Origin of the sequence: Caballeronia sp. LZ062 (assembly GCF_031450785.1) — a bacterium.
Lineage (GTDB): Bacteria > Pseudomonadota > Gammaproteobacteria > Burkholderiales > Burkholderiaceae > Caballeronia.
Genome location: NZ_JARTWB010000002.1, coordinates 1,100,470 through 1,124,287 on the forward strand (window position 1 = coordinate 1,100,470; position 23,818 = coordinate 1,124,287).

Annotated in this window: 18 protein-coding genes; 5 read left to right on the plus strand and 13 right to left on the minus strand. The window is 64.0% G+C overall.

Annotated features, from left to right (window positions below; translation table 11 throughout):
• Positions 1-102 precede the first annotated feature (102 nt).
• The 3 genes from P9239_RS11230 to P9239_RS11240 all read right to left on the minus strand — a co-directional run bounded on the left by P9239_RS11230 (position 103) and on the right by P9239_RS11240 (position 2,219).
• Positions 103-1,392, minus strand: a complete 1,290-nt coding sequence (locus P9239_RS11230; protein ID WP_309750731.1) for an RNA polymerase sigma factor — start codon at positions 1,390-1,392, stop codon at positions 103-105.
• Complete coding sequence (locus P9239_RS11235) at positions 1,389-1,787, minus strand: VOC family protein (RefSeq protein ID WP_309750733.1); 399 nt, start codon at positions 1,785-1,787, stop codon at positions 1,389-1,391. Before P9239_RS11235 ends, P9239_RS11230 begins: the two co-directional genes overlap by 4 nt.
• A 78-nt stretch (positions 1,788-1,865) precedes the next feature.
• Positions 1,866-2,219, minus strand: a complete 354-nt coding sequence (locus tag P9239_RS11240; RefSeq protein WP_309750735.1) for a YciI family protein — start codon at positions 2,217-2,219, stop codon at positions 1,866-1,868.
• Between the two features lie 434 nt (positions 2,220-2,653).
• On the opposite strand from P9239_RS11240, the gene P9239_RS11245 reads away from it, so the two are divergent.
• Together P9239_RS11245 and P9239_RS11250 are read left to right on the plus strand one after the other, a co-directional pair.
• Positions 2,654-4,582: a hypothetical protein gene (locus P9239_RS11245; RefSeq protein WP_309750737.1), complete on the plus strand. Its 1,929-nt coding sequence runs from the start codon at positions 2,654-2,656 to the stop codon at positions 4,580-4,582.
• A 266-nt stretch (positions 4,583-4,848) separates the two neighbouring features.
• Positions 4,849-5,238 (plus strand): DUF2917 domain-containing protein, encoded by a 390-nt coding sequence (locus P9239_RS11250; protein WP_309750738.1) that lies wholly within the window; start codon positions 4,849-4,851, stop codon positions 5,236-5,238.
• Between the two features lie 12 nt (positions 5,239-5,250).
• Here P9239_RS11250 and P9239_RS11255 read toward each other — a convergent pair whose 3' ends face one another.
• Together P9239_RS11255 and P9239_RS11260 are read right to left on the minus strand one after the other, a co-directional pair.
• Positions 5,251-6,840, minus strand: coding sequence for a tannase/feruloyl esterase family alpha/beta hydrolase (locus P9239_RS11255; RefSeq protein ID WP_404980097.1), 1,590 nt, complete (start codon positions 6,838-6,840; stop codon positions 5,251-5,253).
• Positions 6,841-7,917: 1,077 nt separating this feature from the next.
• Entirely contained in the window at positions 7,918-8,778 is an 861-nt protein-coding gene (locus P9239_RS11260; protein WP_309750740.1) for a LysR family transcriptional regulator, read from the minus strand.
• A 74-nt stretch (positions 8,779-8,852) separates the two neighbouring features.
• Between P9239_RS11260 and P9239_RS11265 the strand changes: the two genes are divergently transcribed.
• Together P9239_RS11265 and P9239_RS11270 are read left to right on the plus strand one after the other, a co-directional pair.
• Positions 8,853-10,295, plus strand: coding sequence for a DHA2 family efflux MFS transporter permease subunit (locus tag P9239_RS11265; protein ID WP_404980096.1), 1,443 nt, complete (start codon positions 8,853-8,855; stop codon positions 10,293-10,295).
• Positions 10,296-10,395: 100 nt separating this feature from the next.
• Positions 10,396-11,391, plus strand: a complete 996-nt coding sequence (locus P9239_RS11270; RefSeq protein WP_309750744.1) for an aldo/keto reductase — start codon at positions 10,396-10,398, stop codon at positions 11,389-11,391.
• Positions 11,392-11,406: 15 nt separating this feature from the next.
• On the opposite strand, the gene rarD is transcribed toward P9239_RS11270, so the two are convergent.
• Positions 11,407-12,285: an EamA family transporter RarD gene (gene rarD / locus P9239_RS11275; protein ID WP_309750746.1), complete on the minus strand. Its 879-nt coding sequence runs from the start codon at positions 12,283-12,285 to the stop codon at positions 11,407-11,409.
• Positions 12,286-12,505: 220 nt separating this feature from the next.
• Here rarD and P9239_RS11280 point away from each other — a divergent pair, with 220 nt between their 5' ends.
• Positions 12,506-13,561: an AI-2E family transporter gene (locus P9239_RS11280; protein ID WP_309750748.1), complete on the plus strand. Its 1,056-nt coding sequence runs from the start codon at positions 12,506-12,508 to the stop codon at positions 13,559-13,561.
• A 54-nt stretch (positions 13,562-13,615) separates the two neighbouring features.
• On the opposite strand, the gene P9239_RS11285 is transcribed toward P9239_RS11280, so the two are convergent.
• From P9239_RS11285 to P9239_RS11315, 7 genes are all read right to left on the minus strand, one after another.
• Positions 13,616-15,268 (minus strand): SpoVR family protein, encoded by a 1,653-nt coding sequence (locus P9239_RS11285; RefSeq protein ID WP_309750750.1) that lies wholly within the window; start codon positions 15,266-15,268, stop codon positions 13,616-13,618.
• On the minus strand, positions 15,265-16,530 hold the full coding sequence (locus P9239_RS11290; RefSeq protein ID WP_175940321.1) for a YeaH/YhbH family protein: 1,266 nt from the start codon (positions 16,528-16,530) through the stop codon (positions 15,265-15,267). Before P9239_RS11290 ends, P9239_RS11285 begins: the two co-directional genes overlap by 4 nt.
• Positions 16,531-16,701: 171 nt before the next feature.
• The gene (locus tag P9239_RS11295) at positions 16,702-18,624 is read right to left on the minus strand and encodes a PrkA family serine protein kinase (protein WP_309750754.1); all 1,923 of its coding nucleotides are present in this window, start codon (positions 18,622-18,624) and stop codon (positions 16,702-16,704) included.
• Between the two features lie 324 nt (positions 18,625-18,948).
• The gene (locus tag P9239_RS11300) at positions 18,949-19,710 is read right to left on the minus strand and encodes a hydratase (protein WP_309750756.1); all 762 of its coding nucleotides are present in this window, start codon (positions 19,708-19,710) and stop codon (positions 18,949-18,951) included.
• 120 nt (positions 19,711-19,830) lie between these two features.
• A complete protein-coding gene (locus tag P9239_RS11305) occupies positions 19,831-21,528 on the minus strand; it encodes a methyl-accepting chemotaxis protein (protein ID WP_309750758.1) in 1,698 nt (565 codons plus the stop codon).
• Positions 21,529-21,714: 186 nt separating this feature from the next.
• Positions 21,715-22,659, minus strand: coding sequence for a ribokinase (rbsK, locus tag P9239_RS11310; protein WP_309750760.1), 945 nt, complete (start codon positions 22,657-22,659; stop codon positions 21,715-21,717).
• A 24-nt stretch (positions 22,660-22,683) separates the two neighbouring features.
• Positions 22,684-23,733, minus strand: coding sequence for a LacI family DNA-binding transcriptional regulator (locus P9239_RS11315; protein WP_309750762.1), 1,050 nt, complete (start codon positions 23,731-23,733; stop codon positions 22,684-22,686).
• Positions 23,734-23,818 lie beyond the last annotated feature (85 nt).

The window sequence follows — 23,818 nt, forward strand, 5'->3', positions numbered from 1 at the left end:
AGCGTCTGACGGCTCGGGGACGCGCCGAGCCGGTCTCGTGAAGCAGATAATAGAAACTACGCTAATTTGCCTTATGTCAAATTCGGATGCGTCCGCAACGGCTCATTCCATGTCCCGGCTCCGTCGCAGCAGAAACTCCCGCTCCCGTCCGTTCTTCGCCAACTCCGCCGCTCGGGCGAACTCCGCTCGCGCTTCATCGACGCGACCCAGCCGAGCCAATAAATCCGCGCGCACGCCCGGCAGCCAGTGATAACTCTTGAGCGCCGATTCATCCCGCAGCCGGTCGACGATGGCAAGCGCCGCTTCCGGCCCCGACGCCATGCTCACCGCGACCGCGCGATTCAGCTCGATAACGGGCGTCGGCGCCACCTGCATCAGCGCATCGTAAAGCGCGACGATCATCGTCCAGTCGGTCTCGGCGGCGCTCGGCGCGCGCACGTGGCATGCCGCCAGCGCCGCCTGCAGCGCGTACACGCCGCGCGCACCGCCCAGCGCCTCGGCTCGCCGCAGCGCCGCGAGACCGCGCCGGATCAGCAACGGATCCCAACGGCTGCGATCCTGATCGGGCAATAGCACCGGACGGCCGTCGCGGTCCACGCGCGCTTTCGTCCGCGACGCCTGAATCTCCATCAGCGCGACGAGGCCGTGCACTTCGCTTTCCAGCGGCATGAGTTCAGCGAGGATGCGCCCGAGCCGCAGCGCGTCCTCGCACAGCGCCGGACGCATCCAGTCGTCGCCGGCGGTCGCCGAGTAGCCTTCGTTGAAAATGAGATAGATGACTTCGAGCACCGATGCGATCCGCGCCGTGCGTTCGTCGCCCTTCGGCACCTCGAACGGCACGCGCGCCGCCGACAGCGTGCGCTTCGCCCGCACGATGCGCTGCGCGATCGTCGGCTCCGGCGCGAGAAACGCGCGCGCGATCTCGTCGGTCGTGAGTCCGCCAAGCAGCCGCATGGTCAGCGCGACGCGCGCATCCAGCGACAGCACCGGATGACACGCCGTGAACACGAGCCGAAGGAGATCGTCGCCGATATCGTCTTCGCGCGCGGCGTCGAGCGAATCGACGAAATCGGGCGTGACGTGCATCTCCTGCGCGTCGAGATCGCGGCCCAGTTCCTCGTGCTTGCGCGCGTGCAGCGCGTGCTGGCGCAGACGGTCGAGCGCCCTGTTCTTCGCGGTCGTCATGAGCCACGCTCCCGGTTTCTCGGGCACGCCCGCGCGGCTCCAGTGCTCGAGCGCCGCGACGAACGCGTCCTGCGCCAGCTCTTGCGCGAGCGCGACGTCGTGCACCACACGCGCCACGCTAGCGATCACTTTCGCCGATTCGATCCGCCAGACCGCCTCGATGGTCCGCCGCGTCGCCGCTTCCCGCTCGTCCGACGACGCGCTCACGCCGCTTCCGGGTCCATGTGGACGAGTTCCCAGACATGGCCGTCGAGGTCCTCGAATGCGTGGCCGTACATGGCGCCGTGATCCTGCGGCGGCCGCGGCGTGCGCCCGCCCGCGGCCACGGCCTTCGCGACGAGTTCGTCCACTTCCGCCCTGCTCTCGCACGACAGACACACGAGCGCCTCCACGCTTTCCCGAGCATCGACGAGCGTCTTGTCGGTGAAGGTCCTGAAAAACGGCTCGGTGAGCAGCATCGCGTAGATGTTCTCGCCCAGGACGAGGCACGCGGCGGCGTCGTTGGTGAAGGCCGGGTCGAAGCTCAGGCCGAGCGCCTTGAAAAACGTCATGGATTGCTTGAGGTCGCGAACCGCCAGGTTCACGAAAATCTGCCTGTGCATGGCGCGAGGCTCCGTTTTCGGTGGATGTCGTTCATACGACGATCGAGGCACGCGGGAATCGACACCGCGTCGCGAACGTCACAGATAGCACGGCCCGAGCTTGCGGACCTCGACCGTGCACCATGCCGCCGCCGGGCACTCGGCCGCGATCGCCACGGCTTCCGCGTGAGTTTCGCAATCCAGCAGGAAGAAGCCGCCGATCATTTCCTTGGCTTCGGCGAATGGTCCGTCGATGACTCGCGCGTCGCCTTTGACGGTCGACACGCGCGACGCATCCGCGAGCGACGTCAGCGATTCGCAGGCACGCAAAACACCGCGCGCTTTCAACTCGTCGGCGAATTCAACCATCTGCCGATACGCTTCGCGCCCTTCCTCCGCCGTGCGCTGTGCGCGCTGACCAACGGGTTCGACGATAAGCAACAGGAAAGCCACGGCGGTCTCCTTTCATGAGTTCGTGTGCCGACAAAGTTAAACCGGTGATGCGCTAACGACAAGCCGGAAGACTCCGCCAACTGTATGACAATTGAAGGTATTTGTCGTACGTTACAAGCGGTTACGAGCTGTTGCGTGTCATTGTCTGATTTATAACGTAGTATTTGCCTCCGTCGCTGGTCGCCGGTATGTAACTCAGCAAGAAGTACCGTTTGCGGCCGTTCGACGTCGCTTGCCCTCAGTCGGGCGTCGTGCTGGCGGTGGCCACCGCTGCATGAGCGCTTGTCCTTGAACGACGGCGCAATCGTCCGCCTCTTGCAATCCCGGCTTTCGGCCGGAAAGAGGCGAACTCGCTGGTTCCCTGCCCGTCCCGAACCCGATGCCGAAGGCGTCGCCGGTCGCCTGCGCGCGTCCGGTCCATGCACATGAATCCAATGAAGAAGAATATTTTTCTGCTTTCGACGCTCGTCCTCGCTCTCGCCGGCTGCGGCGGCAGTGAAGACGCCTCCTCGCCCGCGTCCGTCACGAACGCGGCCAATGCGACGACGGACGGCGCCGCAGCTGCCGACACGAACGCCGTCGCCAAGGCCGCGAGCGGACTGTCGATGACCTGCGGCACGCCTACGGCAGCGGCGGCATCGGGCGGCAGCGGGCAAATCACGGCGGACACGCCGAGCAGCGACGGATCGCGCATGTTCCCGGTCAGCACGAAGTTCCAGGTAGCGATCACCACGCGCCCCGGGTCCGCCGACACGCTCAAATGGAGCATCTCCGATGCGCTCGGCAAGACGGTGGCGAGCGGCAGCTTCGCAGCGCCCGCGGCGGCCACGAAAACCACGCTCACCTGCTCCTCCGCGCTCGCCGGCTATTTCGCCGTGTCGGCGACCCTCGCCAATCACGGCGGCCAGGTGCAGACGGCCGGCACGCGCCCGGACGGCATCGCCACCTTCGGCGTCATTCCGAACCTTGGCGGCGTGATTCCCGCCGTCACGTACACGAAGCAGGAGCAGCATCGCTTCGGCATGCAGGGCTTCAACGACAACGGCACGATGCTCGCCGCGCTCGGCATTTCGTCGACCATCGACGACCGTCAGATGTCCGTGATGGAACCGAACGGCCGCTTCGCCTTCAACCCGAACGCGAACAACCTCGACCCGTTCTACACGTCCGGCAAGATCATGCGGCTCGTGCGCCTCGACGGGATTCCCGGCGGCGCGAGCATGCACGGCCTGAGCCCGGACTACAGCTACATCCCGAACGACCTGACGTACTACGCGAATTACATGGGCCGCGTCGGTCAGGAAACGGAAGCGATCCGCGCACGCTACTACCCGACGATGTCGGCAAATTACTATCAGCTCACGTGGGAGCCGATCGTCCAGTGGAAGGACACGGACGTGAACTTCGTCGCGCTTTACAAGGCGGCGTATCAGGGCCTGCATTCGAAGGATCCGCATGCGGTCGTCATGGGACCGGCCGAGCCGTTCCCGTCGCTCACGACTGATCGCCTGAAGCGCCTTGCGCCGCTCGGCCTCGCGCAGTATCTCGACGGCATCGCGACGCACGGTTATTACGATGCGGGCACCTCGCCGTCGCATCCGCCGGAGCGTCATCACACGGACGCGAATGCCGCCGATGCCGCGAACTCGCTGCTCAACGAGATGCGCAATCTGCGCGCGGAAATGGCGAAGGACTACAAGCCGAACATGAAGCTCTTCGTCACCGAGACGGGCATCAGCTATGACATCGGCGCGAACTACGGTCCGAACTATCCGTCGCAGAACATTCTGTTCGCGCACGGCGCGGTCGTGGCGCGCGCACACATCATCCTGCTCGGCGAAGGCGCGGATCAGACCTACGTGTTCTTCGGGCCGGACTTTCCCGGCGAGCCGGGCTACGGCACGTTCTTCGATCTGGATCACCCGCAGGCGGAGTTCGGCACGACGAACATCAGCCCGAAGCCGGCCGCGATGGAAGTCGCCGCGATGACGCGCGTGCTCGACGGCACCACCACGCTCGGTCCGGTGAACAACCTGCCGTCCGGCGTCTATGCCTACGCGTTCCAGCAACTCGGCAACGGCAAGGTCATCACCGCGCTGTGGACGCATAACAACGCCGTGTGGCCGGCGTCGAACGGCGCGTTCAGCACGACGTACAGCACCGCCTACAAGCTCAATGTCGATGCAGCCGGCACGAGCGGCACCGTCAAGCTGATCGATGCGATGGGCAACGTGTCGAGCGCGCCGTACAGCAACGGCGTGGCGACGCTGACGCTCACGGAATCGCCGCAATACGTCGTCTCGACGAACGCGGACGTCGCGAAGAAGAACGCCACGAAGCCGCTCGGTTACACGGGCATGTAAGTAGTCCAGCGAACGCGCCCGCTATCTCGATATTGACAGCGCCGCGCGTTCGCATCGATACTGCGCTTCATGCACGCAATCCTTTCCCTCGCCATCGCCGCGATTAAAAACCCAGTGAACGCCATCATCGGCGGGTCATCGGGAGAATGCGTGCGCTAGCGAGACAGGCAAGCAAGTCGATTCCGAAGGCCCCGCCGCAAGACGGGGCCTTTTTTGTTGCATGCGTGCCTGGCCTTCCGTCTTCGGCTCAATCAAGGAGAGCAAGGATGGAAGAGCTATCGCAAGTGCTGGAAGGGCGTGGCGCGCGTCACGGAGTCGCGTCGGGCACGCTGCACGCATCGGGTGCGCGCGTGGTTGTGTATGTCGAGGTGACGCCGCATCAGATGATCTCGTGGCGGCTTTCGCGCGATGCCGAACTGCGCGCGGATGCCTCGATATGGCTCACGCGTCATCAGGACCCCTACGACTACTGGCTCGCGCCCGGCGACGTCGTGCGCCTTGCGCGCGGCGAACGCGTGTGGCTGTCGTCGGAGTCGGAGCGTGCGGTCGAGGTGTCGCTGACTTCGTATCGCACGGAGCGGATCAGGCCCGCGTGGTCGCGCTTCATCGCTCGCCTGATTGCTCGCTTCGTCCCTCGTGCCGTGAGCGCGTTCTGATGGCTGTCGCCTTCACGGGGCCGTGCAGCGGAAGCTCGCGGCCAGATTTACTCGTCCCTTGCCGAGATAGCGCGGATAAGTCGGGTATCGGCAGATGGGACGCGTGCGTCCGTTGGTGGCGGGCGCGATGTCGGTGCCGACGAGCGTCTCCGGCGCGACGCCGTTGCTCACCCATTCGTCGAGCGCGCCGAGTTCGTCCCATGCGGGAATGAATACGCCGTTGCCGTGCTGGAAGCCGGGCACCATGTAGAGCCGCATGAACGAATCGACGGTCTCCTGACCGTAACGCTCGACGAGCCCGTGATAAAACGCGATGGTCTCGTTCGGGCTGATGACTTCGTCGGCCAGGCCGTGCATCGCGACGAGCTTGCCGCCGTGCGCGATGAACGCGGTGAAATCCGGGTCCATCGCGCCGACCGTGTACGCAAGCGTGACGAGCCGCTGCCGGTAGCGGCCGGGGTTGTCGATATCGAAGGCGAGCGCGCTGGCGGCCGCGTCGCGCGTGACGAAGTGGCGGATATACGCGTCGCCCTGCGCGAAGAGATAGCCGTTGGCCGCGAAGGTCGGCGGATTCACGAGCGTCGGCGAATCGCCGAGCCCGAGCATGCTCGTGAAATCCACGCCCTGAAACACGTTGTAGCCGGGATACTCCGTGGCGCCGTAGGCGAGCGGATACGGCATGGAAAGACCGTCGCGCAGCAGTTCGAGCGTGTCGAGTTGCGCATCGGAGAGGCAACTGTCGCGTAGCGACGGACGCTGGCCGTTCGCGCATCGCAATGACGCGATGATCTGCGGTTCGAGCTGGCGGCACGCCTCCACATTGCCGACGATGCCGTCCGCCAGACCGTCGAGCCGGTCGCATTCGTGGACCACCGTCTCGTACACGCGCCGCTGCTGCGCGAGCCCGACGAAGCCGCCCGGCTTCGCATAAGATGCCTGCCCGACTTTCACGCCGAGCAGCCGCACGCCCGAAAAGTTGATGGCGGGCGCATTGGCGATCACGCCATCGTAGTCGTTCGGGAACCGTTCGATCACGGTGAAACCTTCGCGGCCGCCCGTCGAGCCGCCCGCGAAGTAGATCTTGTCCGGCAGCCGCCCGTAGCCCATTTCGATGAGCGCGAGCGCGACATCGCGCGTCTTCTTGAGATGCGCGAAGCCGAAATTGACGATGGCTTCGTCGTTCACCGCGAAGTCCGCGCGCCCCGAATTGCCGACGTGGCCCGAGTCCGAGCCGAAGGTCGCGTAACCGCGCGCGAGCGGCGTCGAGTCGGGCGCGAAAGGCATGGGTTCGGTGCCGGACACGAGCACGCCGTTGTAGCCGCCGCCGCCCATTTGCAGCGCGCGGCCGTTCCAGCGGCCCGGGAGGTTCACTTCGAAGCGGATGTCGGGCGTCGTGTCCTGAATCGCGCGAATGATTCCGGTGACGCGGCAATACTCGCCGTTGCGGTTGCCCGGCGCGGCCGCCTTGACTGCCGATGCCGTCACGATGAGCGCGCCGCGCGTCGGCAGGCCGATGATCGACGCGGGCACTGTCTTGCCCGCGAGGTCTTCGCAGTGCTTCGTCACGTAGGCGGCGGCGTGCGCGCGCGAGAGCGGTATCAGCGCGAGCGCGACGGCGAAGAACGCCCAGTAAGCGTGACGCCGGGCATCGGCGAGGAAATGACGGCAGAGAGGAAGCACGAGCTGGAGTGGATACTTCAATGGCCGCTCAATATATAGGAAGCGTTTGCGGTTAGCCATTCGGAGCCGCCGCGCGGCGTTGCGGCGGCACGACGCGAGTGAGGCGCGCGAAGCGGGCGCTCAAAGCACGACCAAAGCACGCCCAAAGCACGCCCAAAGCACGCCCAAGCACGCCCAAGCACGACCAAACCGCTAAAACCGCTAAATCCGCTTAACCGCTTAACCGCTTAACCGCTTAACGGCTTAACGGCTTAACGGCTTAACGGCTTAACGGCTTAACGGCTTAACGGCTTAACCGCTCAAACGGCTCAAACGGCTCAAACGGCTCAAACGGCTCAAACGGCTCAAACGGCTCAAACGGCTCAAACGGCTCAAACGGCTCAAACGGCTCAAACGGCTCAAACGGCTCAAACGGCTCAAACGGCTCAAACGGCTCAAACGGCTCAAACGGCTCAAACGGCTCAAACGGCTCAAACGGCTCAAACGGCTCAAACGGCTCAAACGGCTCAAACGGCTCAAACGGCTCAAACGGCTCAAACGGCTCAAACCGCCCGAACCGCCCGAACCGCCTGAATCGCCCGAATTGCCCGAATCGCCCGAACCGCTCGAATCGCCCGGATCGCCCGAATCGCCCGGACCGCCCGGACCACCCGGATAACCCGAATGGCCCGAATGGCCCGAATCACCCGAATCGCCGGAATCGCCCGAATCGCCCGAATCGCCCGAATCGCCCGAAACGCCCGAAACGCACGAACCGCACGAACCGCACGAACCGCACGAACCGCACGAACCGCACGAACGCACGGCCGCGGGGAACCACGAAAGCCGCGCACGTCGGCCCAAGCCGAGCGTTCCGCACGATCGGAGCAATCCGCACGATCCGAGCGGCCAAGAACCCCACGAACTGCAAGCAGGCGTCGCCCGCCACCCGCGAACGCCCAGACCCGCACGACCAATACGAAGGCAACGACCCGCATCGCGCGCAGCACGTCACGTGCCCTACTCGCCGTCCCATTCCCCGCGCAGATCGCTGTTCTGCAGAAGCTGAAGCAGCGTCTCCGCTGGCCGGCTCAGATGCTTCGCGCCAAACGCGATGAATTCGACTTCGGGCAACTCCGGCAACTCCGCGCGATTGACCGGCGGCGCGAGCCCGCGCCCCGCCAGAAAATGCGAGCGCACCGTCAGCCCAAGGCCGCCGCGCGCCGCCGCGATACAGCCGGCGTGGCTGCTGCTCGTGCAGACCATCTGCCAGCGCGCGCCGCTCATCGCGAGGGAATCGAGCACGACGGCGCGCGTGACGCTCGGCTCTGCGACCAGAATCAGCGGCAGCGGCAGAGTCGTATCGACGACAGTGCCCGGCTTCGCGAGCCATTCCAGCCGCCCGCTGAAAAGCCGCGTGCCGCGGGCATCGCCCAGACGGCGCTTGCCGACGGCGAGATCCAGTTCGCCCGCGTCGAGCAGCTGATACAGCCGCCCGGTCATCCCGATGGTGATTTCCAGTTCCACGTCCGGATGCGTGTCGCGAAACGCGGCGAGCACGCTCGGCAGCGGCCCGAGCGCGAGATCGTCCGACGAGCCGAGCCGCACGCGACCGCGTAATCGTGGCGAACTGAATTGGGATTCCGCGTGCGCCATCGCTTCGAGAATGACGCGGGCGTGAACGAGCATAGCCTCGCCGTCGGCGGTCAGGGCGAGCGAGTGCGTGTCGCGCAGGAAGAGCCGCCGGCCCACGCTTTCTTCCAGGCGCCGGATATGCTCCGACACACTGGACTGACGCAGACCAAGCTGCCGTCCGGCATCGGTGAAGCTGTGCGACGCGGCTACCGTCGCAAAAGTACTCAGCCAGAGCGGATTGAGCATGCGCCATTGTCATCGGCGAATCCGATTGCAGTCAATGCGGCTAGCGGGCTTCCCGATCACGCTCGCAGTCACTAATATTTCACGGATGCGCTGAAAACGGTTCCAGCGCGACGCTCTTCCTTTTTCCAATGACCAGACAGTCTTCGCACACGGCGCTTCTGTGGATCGTCGCCGTGGGCTTTTTCATGCAGGCGCTCGATACGACCATCGTCAACACGGCGCTGCCTTCCATCGCGCGGGACCTGCACGCCGCGCCGCTTGCGATGCAGTCGATCGTCGTCGCCTACACGCTCACGATGGCGCTGCTCACGCCCGCCTCCGGCTGGCTCGCGGACCGCTTCGGCACGCGGCACGTCTATTTCGTGTCGATCAGCCTGTTCGTCGCCGGATCGCTCGCCTGTGCGGGCGCGCATTCGCTCAACCAGCTCGTCTTTGCGCGCGTGCTGCAAGGCATCGGCGGCTCGATGCTGCTGCCGATCGGCCGCCTGGCGGTGTTGCGCGCCGTCAGCGGCGAAGCGTACGTGTCCGCACTCGCGATGATTTCCGTCGCCGGACAAGTCGGCCCGATTCTCGGCCCGACGCTCGGCGGATGGTTCGTCCAGTCGTTCACCTGGCACTGGATCTTTCTCATCAACGTGCCGATCGGCGCGGCCGGCCTCTACGCGGTGCGGCGCTTTCTGCCGCACGATACGCTGCACGACGCACCGCCCTTCGACTTCGTCGGCTGCGGGCTGCTGTCGCTGTGCATGGTCGCGTTTTCGCTCGCGCTCGATCCTCCGCTCCAGACGCATCGCGGTGCGCTGTCGGCGGCGCTCTTTGCGCTCGCGGCGGTATCCGCGTTCGCCTATATTCCGTACGCGCGCCGTCGGCGCAATCCGCTCTTCAAGCTCGCGCTCTTCCACGAGCCGAATTTCAGCGTGGGACTGATCGGAAATCTGCTGTGCCGCATCGGGTCGAGCGCGGTGCCGTTTCTGCTGCCGCTCATGATGCAGCTGGAACTCGGCTACAGCCCGCTGCACTCGGGCCTGATGATGCTGCCCATCGCGCTTGCGGGCACCGTCTCGAAGCGCTGGATCGCGCGGCTCGTCAAGCGTTACGGCTACGACACCTTCCTGCTGGTGAACACGGCGCTCGTCGGCGCGTCGATCGTTGCCTTCGCGGCGTTCTCGCCGTCGCTGCCGCTCGCCGCCGAAATCGTGGTTCTGGCGCTCTTCGGCGCGTGCAACTCGATGCAGTTCGCCGCGATGAACAGCGTCACGCTCAAGGGCTTGTCGAAGCAGGACGCGGGCAGCGGCAACAGCCTCTTCTCGATGGTGCAGATGCTCGCCATCGGACTCGGCGTCTCCATCGGCGGCTCGCTCGTACAGGTTTTCGAAGGACACTTCGGGTCGGCATCGCTCGGCTTCAAACTGAGCTTCGTATGCATGGGCGTGGTCACGCTGCTGTCGGCCGCGGTGTTCCGCCGGCTCGACTCCGCGCCACGCACGCCTGCGCCGACACCCGCTGCACGATCGTGAGCCGATAAGCAGCCGATAAGCAGCCGATCAGCAGCCGCGCACCATACGGGCTATGCTGCCCGTTGCCGCACGCCTTCTTCCCTTCTTCTGGAGCGCAACCGTGCAATACCGCAAATTCGGCAGCACCGGACTCACCGTTTCGCGTCTCACCCTGGGCACCATGACCTTCGGTCTGCAGACCGACGAAAACGTGTCGCGCGGCATCATGGACCGGGCGCGCGAGGCCGGTGTCAACTTCATCGATACGGCGGATGTCTATCCGCTCGGCGGCACGCACGATATCGTCGGCCGCACCGAAGAGATCGTCGGGCGATGGCTCGCGGGCAAGCGCGATCAGTTCATCCTCGCGACGAAAGCCGTCGGGGTGATGGGGCCGCTCGACTGGAACAAGGGCGCGTCGCGCAAGCATCTGCTCGATGCCATCGACGCGTCGCTGAGACGCCTGAACACCGATTACGTCGATCTGTACCAGCTCCATATGGACGACCGCGACACGCCGCTCGACGAGACGCTCGAGGCGCTCGACGTGATCGTGCGGCACGGCAAGGCGCGCTATATCGGCGTGTCCAATTTCCTGGCGTACCGGCTCGCGCGGGCGCTGGGCCGCGCCGACGTGCTGCGGACCGCGCGTTTCGTGTCCGTGCAGCCGCGCTATAACCTGCTGTTCCGGCAGATCGAGCGCGAGTTGCTGCCGCTTTCGACCGAAGAAGGGCTCGCCGTCATTCCGTACAACCCGCTCGCGGGCGGGCTGCTGACAGGCAAACACAAGCACGGCGCGGCGCCTTCCGATGGACGCTTCACCGCGACGGTCGGCAAGGCGGGCGAGATGTATCAGGAGCGTTACTGGCACGAGCGCGAGTTCCAGACCATCGAGAAGCTAAAGGAAATCGTCGCGCCGACGGGGCGCTCGCTTGCCAGCACGTCGCTCGCGTGGGTGCTGGAAAATCCCGCGGTGACTTCGGCGATCATCGGCGCGAGCCGCCCGGAGCAGCTCGACGACACGCTCGCGGCCGTCGATCAGCCGCTCGATCCGGACATCAAGGCGAAGCTCGATGATGCGACCGTCGAGTACCGCTGGGGCGATGCATCGCGGTAAAGCGCACCGGTCGGCTCAGGCTGCCCGCGCCCGCCCCGCCCGATAGAAGCCTTCGAGCGAATACAGCGCGAGCGCGCTCCAGATCGCGCCGTAGCCGATGAGCTGATCGTGCCCGAACGCCTCGCGATAAATCGCCACGCCGATCAGCAATTGCAGCGTCGGCGTGATGTACTGGATGAGGCCGAGCATCGACAGCGGAATGCGTCGCGCGCCAGCGCCGAACAGCAGCAGCGGCACGGCCGTCACCGGTCCGGCCGCCGCGAGCAGCAGCTTGACGCCGAACGTCGCCTGCCCGAAGCCGCTCGCGCCGTGCGAGCCGAGCAGAAAAAGATAGAGCAGCGCGACCGGACACAGCAGCAGGGTTTCGAGCGTGAGCCCCTTGAGCGCGCCGAGCGACGCGGTCTTGCGCAGCAGGCCATATCCGCCGAAGGTCAGCGCGAGCGCGAAGCTGATCCACGGCGGCGCGCCGTTCGCCCACGTGAGCCACACGACGCCGAGCGCCGCGACCATCACCGCCATCCACTGAACCGGCCGCAGGCGTTCGCGCAGGAACGCCATGCCGAACAGCACGTTGACGAGCGGATTGATGAAGTAGCCGAGACTCGCCTCCACGATGCGCCCGTCGTTCACCGCCCAGATATAGATGCCCCAGTTCGCCGAGAGCAGCACCGCGCTCGCCGCGAAGCGCGCGAGGAGCCGCTTGTCGCGCACCACGGGCACGAGCCATTGCCAGTGCCGCCGCGCGGTCAGCACGATCAGCAGAAAGGCCATCGACCACGCCATGCGGTGCGCGAGCATTTCGATCGCGCCGATCGAATGGAGCGCCTTGAAGTAGATCGGAAAGAGGCCCCAGATGGCAAAGGCCGCGAATGCGTAAAAGACGCCTGGATTCATGGTTCGATGCGTGACGCAGATGTAAGCGGTCCGGAGCCGACCGGAAGCCGTCTGCAAGAAATGGAAGCCGGATTTTAGTCGACGCGGACCGCCGCACCGCGCATCTCGCGAACGGCAGGCGAGTTTCGTGCTCGAAGCCATGCGTGAAAGGTCGCCGACAGCGCGTGCTAGCATGGCCCGTTCACGACCGTCCTGCCCCACTGCCCTGCCCATTCTGCTAATGAACAACCACCAGTCCGTCCACCAGAACTTCTTTCATATCCTGCTGTTCGTCGTGACCGTTGCGCTCGGCTGGGTGTTGCTGCCGTTCTTCGGCGCGATCTTCTGGGGGGCGATCCTCGCACTGCTCTTCCAGCCGATGCAGCGTTGGCTCACGGTGCGCTTCGGCAAGCGCCGCAACCTCGCCGCGCTCGCGACGCTCGCCGCCGCGATTCTCATCGTCATCATTCCGGTGTCGCTCGTCGCGGTGACGCTTGTGCAGGAAATCGCGCTCGTCTATACGCGCATCAAGAGCGGCGACCTGAACTTCGGCATGTACTTTCAGCATGTGCTCCACGCACTGCCGGCGTCCGTGCAACAGTTGCTCGGGCGCTACGGGCTCGACGACATCGGCGGCGTGCAAAGCAAGCTGATGGAAGGCGCCTCGCGCATCAGCCAGTTTGCGGCCGCACAAGCGCTGCTGATCGGCCAGAACACGTTTCAGTTCATCGTGAGCTTCGGCGTCATGCTGTATCTCGTGTTCTTCTTGCTGCGCGATGGCGGCGAGATCGGACGGCGCATCCGGCGCGCGCTTCCGCTCGATCCGGCGCCGAAGCAACATCTGATCGCGAAGTTCACGACCGTCGTGCGCGCGACGGTCAAGGGCAACATCGCGGTCGCCGCCGTGCAGGGTTTGCTCGGCGGGCTGATCTTCTGGATTCTCGGCATCAACGGCTCGCTGCTTTGGGGCGTGTTGATGGCGTTTCTGTCGCTCTTGCCGGCAGTCGGCGCGGCGCTCGTGTGGGCGCCTGCCGCGCTCTACTTCTTCATGACCGGCGAGATCTGGCGCGGGCTGATTCTGGTGGTGTTCTGCGTCGTCGTGATCGGTCTCGTCGACAACGTGTTGCGTCCGATTCTCGTCGGCAAGGACACGAAGATGCCGGACTGGGTCGTGCTCATTTCGACGCTCGGCGGCATGGCGCTGTTCGGCATCAACGGCTTCGTGATCGGGCCGCTCGTGGCCGCGCTGTTCATGGCGAGCTGGGATATTTTCTCGCAGGACGAAGACGCGCAATAAGCAAAAAAAACGGCTCCGCAAAGGAGCCGTTTAATGCATCGGAGCGAGCGAGAGTCAGCGCGAATGCGGCGACGTGTACCGGCAGTCGAAGCGCTTTCTCACCGTCCCGTTTTCATCGACGCTTTCCAGATACACGTCGAACTGCCACAAGCGCGCCATGTGCTTGAGCACTTCGTCGCTGTCGTTCGACAGATGCCGGTTATCGGTCATGAAGTGGCGCAGCGTGAGACTGCGGTCGCCGCGCGTGTTGACCGAATACACTTGGATATTCGGCTCGCGGTGATGAATGTCGTACTGCCGCGACAGCGCCTGCCGCACGTAGCGATAGCCGCTTTCGTCGTGAATGGCCGAGACTTCGAGCGCGTCGCGCATGTCGTCGTCGAGGATCGAGAAAAGGCGCATCTCGCGGATCAAATGCGGCGACAGATACTGCGCGATGAAGCTCTCGTCCTTGAAATTGCGCATTGCGTAGTGCAGCGATTCCAGCCAGTCGCTGCCCGCAAGGTCGGGGAACCACTCGCGGTCTTCGTCCGTCGGGTTCTCGCAGATGCGGCGAATGTCGCTCATCATCGAAAAGCCCAGCGCATACGGGTTGATGCCGCTGTAATACGGCTTCGTCACCGGCGGCTGATAGACCACATTCGAATGCGAATGCAGGAACTCCATCATGAAGCCGTCTTCTAGCCGGCCTTCGTTGTAGAGCGTATTCAGCAGCGTGTAGTGCCAGAACGTGGCCCAACCTTCGTTCATCACCTGCGTCTGCCGCTGCGGATAGAAGTACTGTCCGACCTTGCGCACGATGCGAATGACTTCGCGCTCCCACGGCTCGAGCAGCGGCGCGTTCTTCTCCGCGAAGTACAGCAGATTTTCCTGCGGCTCCGGCGGATAGCGGCTTTCGGTTTCCTCGGCGGACGGCGCCTTCTTGTTCGGCAGCGTGCGCCACAATTCATTCACCTGCGATTGCAGATACGCCTCGCGCTCGCGGCGCATCGCGGCTTCCTTCGCGAGCGAGAGCTTCTGCGGACGCTTGTAGCGGTCCACGCCGTAGTTCATCAGTGCGTGGCACGAGTCGAGCAGTTCCTCGACGCGATCCAGCCCGTGACGCTCCTCGCATTCCGCGATGTAGTTCTTCGCATACACGAGGTAATCGATGATCGCGTGCGCGTCCGTCCACAGCCGGAAGAGGTAGTTCCCCTTGAAGAACGAGTTATGCCCGTAAGCGGCATGCGCGATGACGAGCGCCTGCATCGTCATCGTGTTCTCTTCCATCAGATACGCGATGCACGGATTCGAGTTGATGACGATCTCATACGCGAGCCCCATCTGCCCGCGCCGGTAGCTCTTCTCCGTCGAGAGGAAGTGCTTGCCGAACGACCAGTGCCGATAGTTCACCGGCATGCCGACGGACGCGTAGGCATCCATCATCTGCTCGGCGCTGATGATTTCGAGCTGGATCGGATAGACATCGAGCCCGTAGCGATTCGCGACGCGCGAGATTTCGGCGTCGTACTCCTCGATCAGCTCCACGCTCCAGTCCGATGGGCATGGCAGCGGCCGCCGTTTTTCTGCAACGTTCATGCTTACCTCGTGCATCCTGCCGGACGCATTGCGTTGCCCCGCTTCCGGTCCGAGTTTCGACGGCGCACGATCGTCCGTGCCGTCGAGATGATATCCACGCGTTTCGTTGTTCACGTGCCTCGTCGTCATGCGGCCGCCTGTTGTTTTTCGAAGAGTTCGCGGAACACAGGGTAGATGTCCGAGGCCGAATCGACCTTTTTCATCGCCAGTTCAGGCGCGCCGGCCGCAAGTTGAGCATACTCCAACCACAGGTTCTGCTCTTCTGGCGCGACTTGAATATACGCAAAATACCGCACCTTCGGCAGGATGTCCTCCGCGAGCAGCTTGCGGCACTTCGGGGAGTCGTCGGTCCAGTTGTCGCCGTCCGAAGCCTGTGCGCCGTAAATGTTCCATTCAGTCGGCGAGTAGCGCTCGTCCATGATTTTCTTCATGAGTTCGAGCGCGCTCGACACCACCGTGCCGCCGCTTTCCGTCGAATGGAAGAACGTGTCTTCATCGACCTCTTCGGCGCGCGTATGGTGACGGATGAACACGACCTCGATCTTCTCGTAGTTCCGCTGCAGGAAGAGATACAGCAGGATGAAGAAACGCTTCGAGAGATCCTTGCGCTGCTCGTCCATGGAACCGGACACGTCCATCAGGCAGAACATCACGGCCTTGCTGGAAGGCGTGGGCTGCTTCACGCGATTGATGTAGCGCAGATCGAACGGATCGATGAACGGAATGCGCGTGATGCGTCCCTGCATGATGACGATATCCGCTTCGAGCCGCGCGATGTCGTCCGGATTGCCGTCCTCTTCCTTCAGCTGTTCGAGCTGGCGCTCCATCTCGCGCAATTGCGCCGACAGCGGCCAGCCGAGCGCGATGCGCCGCCCGAGCGCGCTACGCAGCGAGCGCACTACGTCGATGTTGTTCGGCGTGCCTTCGGCCGCCCAGCCCGCGCGCACGTTCTTCCATGTCGGCACCGCGAGCAGTTGCGTCTTGACGAGGCGCGGCAGTTCGAGATCGTCGAAGAAGTACTGCATGAATTCTTCGCGCGACAACTCGAAAACGAAATCGTCCTGGCCTTCACCCTCGTTGCTCGCGCTTTTGCCGCCGCCGCCCGAGCCGCCTTGTGGACGCGGAATCTTGTCGCCGCGCACGTAATCGGCGTTGCCCGGATGCACGTATTCACGCTTGCCGCCCGGACCGTGCCGGAACGACGGCTCCGCGATGTCCTTCTTCGGAATCGTGATGCTCTGCGTGCTTTGAATGTCCTTGATGCTGCGATCGCGCACCGCGTCGGAAACGGCGCGGCGAATGTAGTTCTTGACGCGTCGCAGAAAGCGTTCGCGGTTCGCGATGCTCTTGTTCTTGCCGGCTAACCTGCGGTCGATGATTTGGTGCAGCACATCCAGTCTCCCGCGAAAATGGCGAGTGTGCGAGGCGCCGCATGTTTGCGCCGCAATCCGGCGCCTCTCGCTCGCGTTCTGCCCGCTTGCCATCCGGATGCAAGCATCGAACCCGGATGGCGCGGACCTGCACTGCTTGACTGCTAATCACGCTATCTTGCCGCGTGCCGCTTACGACGACTTGCGCACGCGCAGATACCAGTCGCACAACAAACGCACCTGCTTCGGCGTATAACCCTTCGCGACCATGCGATTCACGAAGTCTTCGTGCTTGCGCTGCTCTTCGGCCGATCCCTTCGCATTGAAGGAGATGACCGGCAAGAGTTCCTCCGTGTTCGAGAACATCTTCTTCTCGATCACCACGCGCAGCTTTTCATAGCTGATCCACGCGGGATTCTTGCCGCCGTTGTTCGCGCGGGCGCGCAGCACAAAGTTCACGATCTCGTTGCGGAAGTCCTTCGGGTTGCTAATGCCCGCAGGCTTCTCGATCTTCTCCAGTTCCGCATTGAGCGCGGCGCGGTCGAAGCTCTCGCCGGTGTCGTGATCGCGGAACTCCTGATCCTGAATCCAGAAGTCTGCATACGTCACATAGCGATCGAAGATGTTTTGTCCATACTCCGAATACGACTCCAGATAAGCCGTCTGAATCTCCTTCCCGATGAACTCGGCGTAGCGCGAAGCCAGTACGTCCTTGATGAACGACAGGTACTTCTGCTCCGTCTCCGGCGGGAATTGTTCGCGCTCGATCTGCTGTTCGAGCACGTACATGAGATGCACCGGGTTGGCCGCGACCTCCGTCGAATCGAAGTTGAAGACGCGCGACAGGATCTTGAACGCGAACCGCGTGGACACCCCCGTCATGCCCTCATCGACGCCTGCGAAGTCGCGATACTCCTGATACGACTTCGCTTTGGGATCGGTGTCCTTCAGGTTCTCGCCGTCATAGACCTGCATCTTCGAAAAGAGGCTCGAATTCTCAGGCTCGTGCAAACGCGTGAGCACGGCCATCTGCGCCATCATCTTGAGCGTGCCCGGCGCGCATACCGCTTCCGCAAGCGACGAGTTGCGCAAGAGCTTCTCGTAGATCTTCACCTCTTCGCTATAGCGCAGGCAGTACGGCACCTTCACCACGAAGATACGATCGAGCAGCGCCTCGTTGTTCTTGTTGTTGCGGAAAGCCTTCCATTCCGATTCGTTCGAGTGCGCGAGAATCACGCCGTCGAACGGGATCGCGCCGAAGCCTTCCGTGCCTTTGAAGTTGCCTTCTTGCGTGGCGGTCAGGAGCGGATGCAGCACCTTGATCGGCGCCTTGAACATCTCGACGAATTCGAGCAGGCCCTGGTTTGCAAGGCACAGGCCGCCGGAATAGCTGTAAGCATCGGCGTCGTCCTGCGAATAGGTTTCGAGCTTGCGAATGTCCACCTTGCCGACGAGCGAGGAGATGTCCTGATTGTTCTCGTCGCCCGGTTCCGTCTTCGCGATGCCGATCTGCCGGAGTATCGACGGATAGCGGCGCACCACGCGGAACTTGCGGATATCGCCGTTGTATTCGTGCAGGCGCTTGACGGCCCACGGCGAAAGAATGCTCTTCAGATAGCGGCGCGGAATGCCGTACTGTTCCTCGAGCACCGGACCGTCTTCGTCGTAATCGAAGAGGCCGAGCGGCGATTCGTTCACGGGCGAGCCCTTGAGCGAATAGAACGGTACGCGCTCCATGAGTTGCTTGAGCCGCTCTGCAATGGACGACTTGCCGCCGCCCACTGGACCCAGCAGATACAGGATCTGCTTTTTCTCTTCAAGACCCTGCGCGGCGTGCCTGAAATACGACACGACGTTCTCGATCACTTCCTCCATTCCGTAGAACTCGCGGAACGCCGGATACACCTTGATGACCTTGTTTGCAAACACACGCGATAAACGCGGATCGAGGCGAGTGTCGACCATTTCGGGTTCACCGATGGCCATCAACATGCGTTCGCCCGCTGTTGCATATGTGGCAGGATCTTCCTTGCAGAGCGCGAGATACTCTTCGAGCGAGAATTCCTCCTCGCGGGTTTTTTCGAAGCGGGTCGCGAAACTGCTGTAGATATCCATGCTACCTCCTCGCCGAAGTCAGAAAGCCTTGGTCGTCTCAACGCGCGTTATCGAAACGACATCGCTTGAATTCATCCTAAACCCTTTCGAATTTTTTTTCACGCACTTGCTTGGTTGATTTGCTTAGAAGCTGCTCGGAACAATCACTAGCTTGGTAGGTTATTTTCGTTCACCTACAATCCTCAGTCCCAAGATGTTCTGCATGCGTTCGCGCATGATATGCAGCGTGCGCCGCGCGTGCCCTTCGGCATGTTCGCTGCGCCGCGCTCCCCTTCATCGCGTGATCGGGACCTTCCGCCAATGCGTGCGCTTGAGCGCATGTCATCACGTCAATACAAGCTCCAGTTCGCCGATGCGGTCTATCGCGCCATGCACCATCGCCGGCCCTTCCACGCGATACGCGCCGGTGTAGGAGCCTGTCGTGATGGTCCAGAAGGGCTCCACCGTCAAACCCATGCGCGAACAATGGTTGACGAGCCAGGGCAGCAGTTCGCGCGGATCGCCCGCGGGATTGCCAAGCGTGGCGGGAGCAATCCCCACGCCGTCGAGCGTGAATTCCAGGCGCGGCGCAAGAAAGTCGAAGCTAGGCGCGACGACTTCGTAAGGTTCCATGCCGCTCGTGACCAGCGCGCCGTTGTTCTGTGAATCCGCGAGCTGCGCGAGCGGATCGAGATTGGGCCATTGCGCGAAACGGCTATCGACCACTTCCAGCGCGACTGCAATGCCGCCTATCGCCGCCAACACTTCGGCGCGCGTGTAAGGCTCGTTTTTAGGGGGCAGTGCATACGCGAACCGAAACGCGATCTCCAGTTCCACCAGCACGCGAAAGAAACTCTCGAAAGGCAGGCGTGCGGGCGAAACATAGACACACTCCGCATCGATGGGCGCGCCCGTCGCGAGCGCATCGGGCGCGCGTGCGCCGATCTTCCACGCGCCGATGCGCGCTTTCGTGTCGCGCAGGACTTCGTGCTGGATGGCGTAGGCGGTGGGCGAGTCGGCGGGAATATCGCGCGGCTCCAGCGTTTCGATCAGTCGATGCTGACGCCGGGCCGCGACGAGCTGGGCGGCGAGTGTCGATCCGGTCATGTCGATATCCTCGTGTGGATGGTGACGTGCTGTGTCGTCAGTGTACGGGTTACCGGACCGCAGGCAGTTTATCTTGCCCGCATCGCACCGATGCGCGACGCGGGCAACGGCATGACAGCGTCAGAACGTTTCCCAGTCGCCGCCGGCCGTCGACACGGCAGCAGGCTTCGAGTTCGTTGCAGGCGGCGTCACGCGCTTCGGCTTGACACACCGGCTTACAGCCGCTGGAGCAACCGAAGCCGCAGCCGAAGTCACGGAATAAGCAGCAAGCCCCGCGCCTTCCGTCACCTGAAACACTGCGACCGCCTGACGCAGCCGCGCCGCCTGATCTTCGAGCGACTGCGCCGCGGCCGCCGCTTCCTCGACGAGCGCCGCGTTCTGCTGCGTGACTTCGTCCATCTGCGTGACGGCGCGCGAGACCTGCTCGATGCCGCTCGTCTGCTCCGCCGATGCCGCCGCGATCTCGCCCATGATGTCCGTCACGCGCTGCACGGCGCCGATGATCTCGTGCATCGTGCGGCCCGCTTCGTCGACGAGCGTCGTGCCCGACTGTACGCGCGCGACCGAATCGTCGATCAACTCCTTGATTTCCTTGGCAGCCGTCGACGAACGCTGCGCGAGATTGCGCACTTCGCCCGCCACGACCGCGAAACCGCGCCCTTCTTCGCCGGCCCGCGCCGCTTCGACGGCCGCGTTGAGCGCCAGAATGTTGGTCTGGAACGCGATGCCTTCAATGATCGTGATGATGTCCGCGATTTTCGCCGAGCTGCGGCTGATTTCGCCCATCGTACCGACCACTTGCGTGACGACGGCGCTGCCCTTGCCCGCGATTTCCGACGCGTTCGCGGCGAGCGTGCTGGCCTGACGCGCGTTGTCCGCGTTTTGACGCACCGTGCTCGTCAGTTCCTCCATGCTGGATGCCGTTTCCTGCAACGCCGACGCCTGCTCTTCCGTGCGCGACGACAGGTCCGTGTTGCCTGCCGCGATCTGCTGCGTGGCCGACGCGATGGATTCGCTGCCCGAGCGCACCGTGCGAACCGTCGTGAGCAGGCTCGTGCGCATTCTGGCGAGGCCCTCGAGCAAGAGGCCCATTTCGTCGCGTGAAGTCACGACCACGTCGCGGCGCAGATCGCCCGCGGCGATGGCTTCGAAGTGTCCGAGCGCGGCTTCGAGCGGCCGGGCGATGGCTCGTCGCAACGCAAACCACGCGAACGCCGCCGCCGCGATGCCGAGGGCTATGGCCGAAAGACTCAGCGCACGGAACCACGCATAGCGGCTTTGCGCATCTTCGTAGCTCTTCTTCGAGGCGTCGGTCAGAAACGCGCGCAGCGCGTCGTTGGCGTTGGCCAGCTCGTTGTAGGCGGCCTGCATTGCCTTGGCCGATTCGATCATGCCCGCGCGGTCGTCCGCCGTGACGGTCGCGAGTCCCTTGTCGACGGCGCGTTGAAGCGCGAGCCGCTTCTCTTGCGACGCATCGGCCAGGCGCCGCTCGTCGGGCGTCTGCGGCAGCGACATGTAGCTCTTCCAGAACGCGTCGGCGCGCTCGCGCATCAGTCGCGAACGATCGATAGCGGCGGCCGCCTCCGACGTGCCGGCGAGCAGCGCGGCGCGGTCGAATACGAGCCGTTCGCGGGCCGCATACAACTCGCTGTTGCCGACCGCGATGGCGCCCGGCATCTGCACCGAATAGGTATCGAGAAAGGCCCCGTTCGTGCGGCCCATGCCCGCGAGCCCCAGTGCGCCGATTGCGATGAGCAGCGCGCCGAGAAACGCCATCGAGATGCCGAGGCGCGCCTTGATCGTCAAAGCTTTCTTCATGTTGTGTCCCTGAGGCCGGTTCGGTTCGCGCGGCGATGCGTCGCGTAGGGCCGCGATCGGGCGGACGCGCAGTTGCGCGCCCGCTCTCCGTATGAACGGCATGCCAGCTAGGGACTTGAGAAGGTTATTTCCCTGATAGGGAAAACGACGCATTGCGCGCGTCGTTATTCAGCAGACGATGAAAAGTTATGCTGCTATTTCGCTGCGGTTCGGAATGGACGGCTGCGCGCCCTCTCGCGTGACGGCGAGCGCGGCGGCGCGCTGCCCGAATGCGATTGCATCCGCGACGGCGCTGCCGCGCGCGAGTTCCGCCGCGAATCCGCCGATGAAGGTATCGCCGGCGGCGGTGGTATCGACCGCTTCCACTTTGGGCGATGGCATGTGCTGGCCGGCGTCGTCGCCTTCGAGAAGCGCGAATACGCCCTGCGCGCCGAGCGTGAGGATCACGTTGCGCGCGCCTTTCGCCTTGAGCGCCTGCGCGGCGCGGCGGGCATCGTCGGGCGTCGCGATGGCGATGCCGGAAAGCGTCGCGGCTTCCAGTTCGTTCGGGATCAGATAGTCGATGAGCGGAAACCAGTCGGCGGGCAAGGCGTTCGCTGCGGGCGCGGGATTGAGAATCGTCGTGCGGCCGAGGCGGCGGCCCGCTGCGAGCGCGGCGCGCACCGTTTGCGGCGGCGTTTCGAGCTGGCAGACGATCACGTCGGCGTGTGCGAGCACTGCCTCCTGTGCGTCGATGGCAGCCGGCGTGACTTCCGCGTTGCTGCCCGCGACGATCACGATTGCGTTCTGGCTCGCGTCGTCCACGATGATGAGCGCCACGCCCGTCGGCGCGTCGTCGCTCGTGGCGAGCGCCGCGCAGTCTATGCCTTCCGCTGCGAGGCCCGCGCGCAGCGTCGCGCCGTTGGCGTCATTGCCGACGCAGCCGATCATCGCGACCTGTGCGCCCAGACGCGCCGCCGCGACCGCCTGATTCGCGCCCTTGCCGCCCGGCGCCTGCACGAAAGCCGAGCCGGCGAGCGTCTCGCCGGGCATCGGCAGGCGCGGCGCGCGTGCGACGAGATCCATGTTGAGACTGCCGACCACAACCACGCGCCCGCGCGGGGCCATTTTAGACGTTGCCTTGTCGCTCATCGCGATGAATTCCCGCTCCGGTTGTTATTGCGCTTTCGCGTCGGCCACGGCGCCGCTTTCCATCGCGTGCGATTCGGGCACGACCGCCGTCGTTTCGCGCAGCACGAGACGCGGCGCTACCACGCGGCGGCGCGTCGTGCCGCCGAGCTTGCCGACGATGCGCTCGATCAGCGTCTGCGCGGCCATTTCGCCGAGCGCGCGCACCGACTGGCCGACCGTCGACAGCGCGGGATACGTGTAGCGCGAAAGCTCCACGTCGTCGAATCCGATGATCGAGCAGTCGTCCGGCACGCGGATCTTGCGCTCCGCCGCCGCCCGCAGCGCGCCGATGCCCATCATGTCGTTGCACGCGAAGATCGCGGTCGGCTTCATCGCGTCGAAGAGCTGCGAGGCCGCAGCATAGCCGCCCGTCGCCGAAAAGTCGCTCTGAACAATCGCGTTCGGCTCGATCTCGACGCCGCGCTCGGCCATCGCGCGAATGAAGCCATGCAGCCGCATGGCGCTGACCGCTGTCGCCACCGGCCCCGTGATACAGCCGATTTCCGAATGCCCCATTTGCAGCAGATGCCGGGTCGCGAGATACGCGCCCTTTTCGTGGTCGATCTGCACGAGGTCCGCCGAGACGCCCTCGATGTTGCGGTCCACGATCACGAGCGGTTCACGCGCGCCCGCGAGACACTGCGCAAGCACCGCGTCCTCGCCCGCTGACGCGATCACGAGGCCGTCGATGCGCTTTTCCTGCAAGACGCGCAGATAGTTGCGCTGTTTCGCGGGATCGTCGTCCGAGTTGCAGAAAAATACGCAATAGCCGTTCTTCGCGCAGCCGTCTTCGACGCCGCGCGCCAGTTCGGCGAAGTACGGATTCGTGGCGTTCGGCACGAGCAGCCCGATGGTCGCGGTGGACTTCGCCTTCAGCGAGCGCGCCACGGCCGACGGCACGTAGTCCAGCTCGCGGATCGCGCGCTCGACTTTCGCCCGCACGTCGGCCGACACCGGCCTTGAATTGTTCACTACGTGGGACACCGTCGTAAACGACACCCCGGCAATGGCTGCCACGTCTTTGATCGTCGCCATACATCGTCCTTCGCTTTTCTTTGGTCCAACTTCTTTTATCGACCGGGGGCCTCATGCGCGTCGCCCTGCCTCTGCCGCTTTCCCG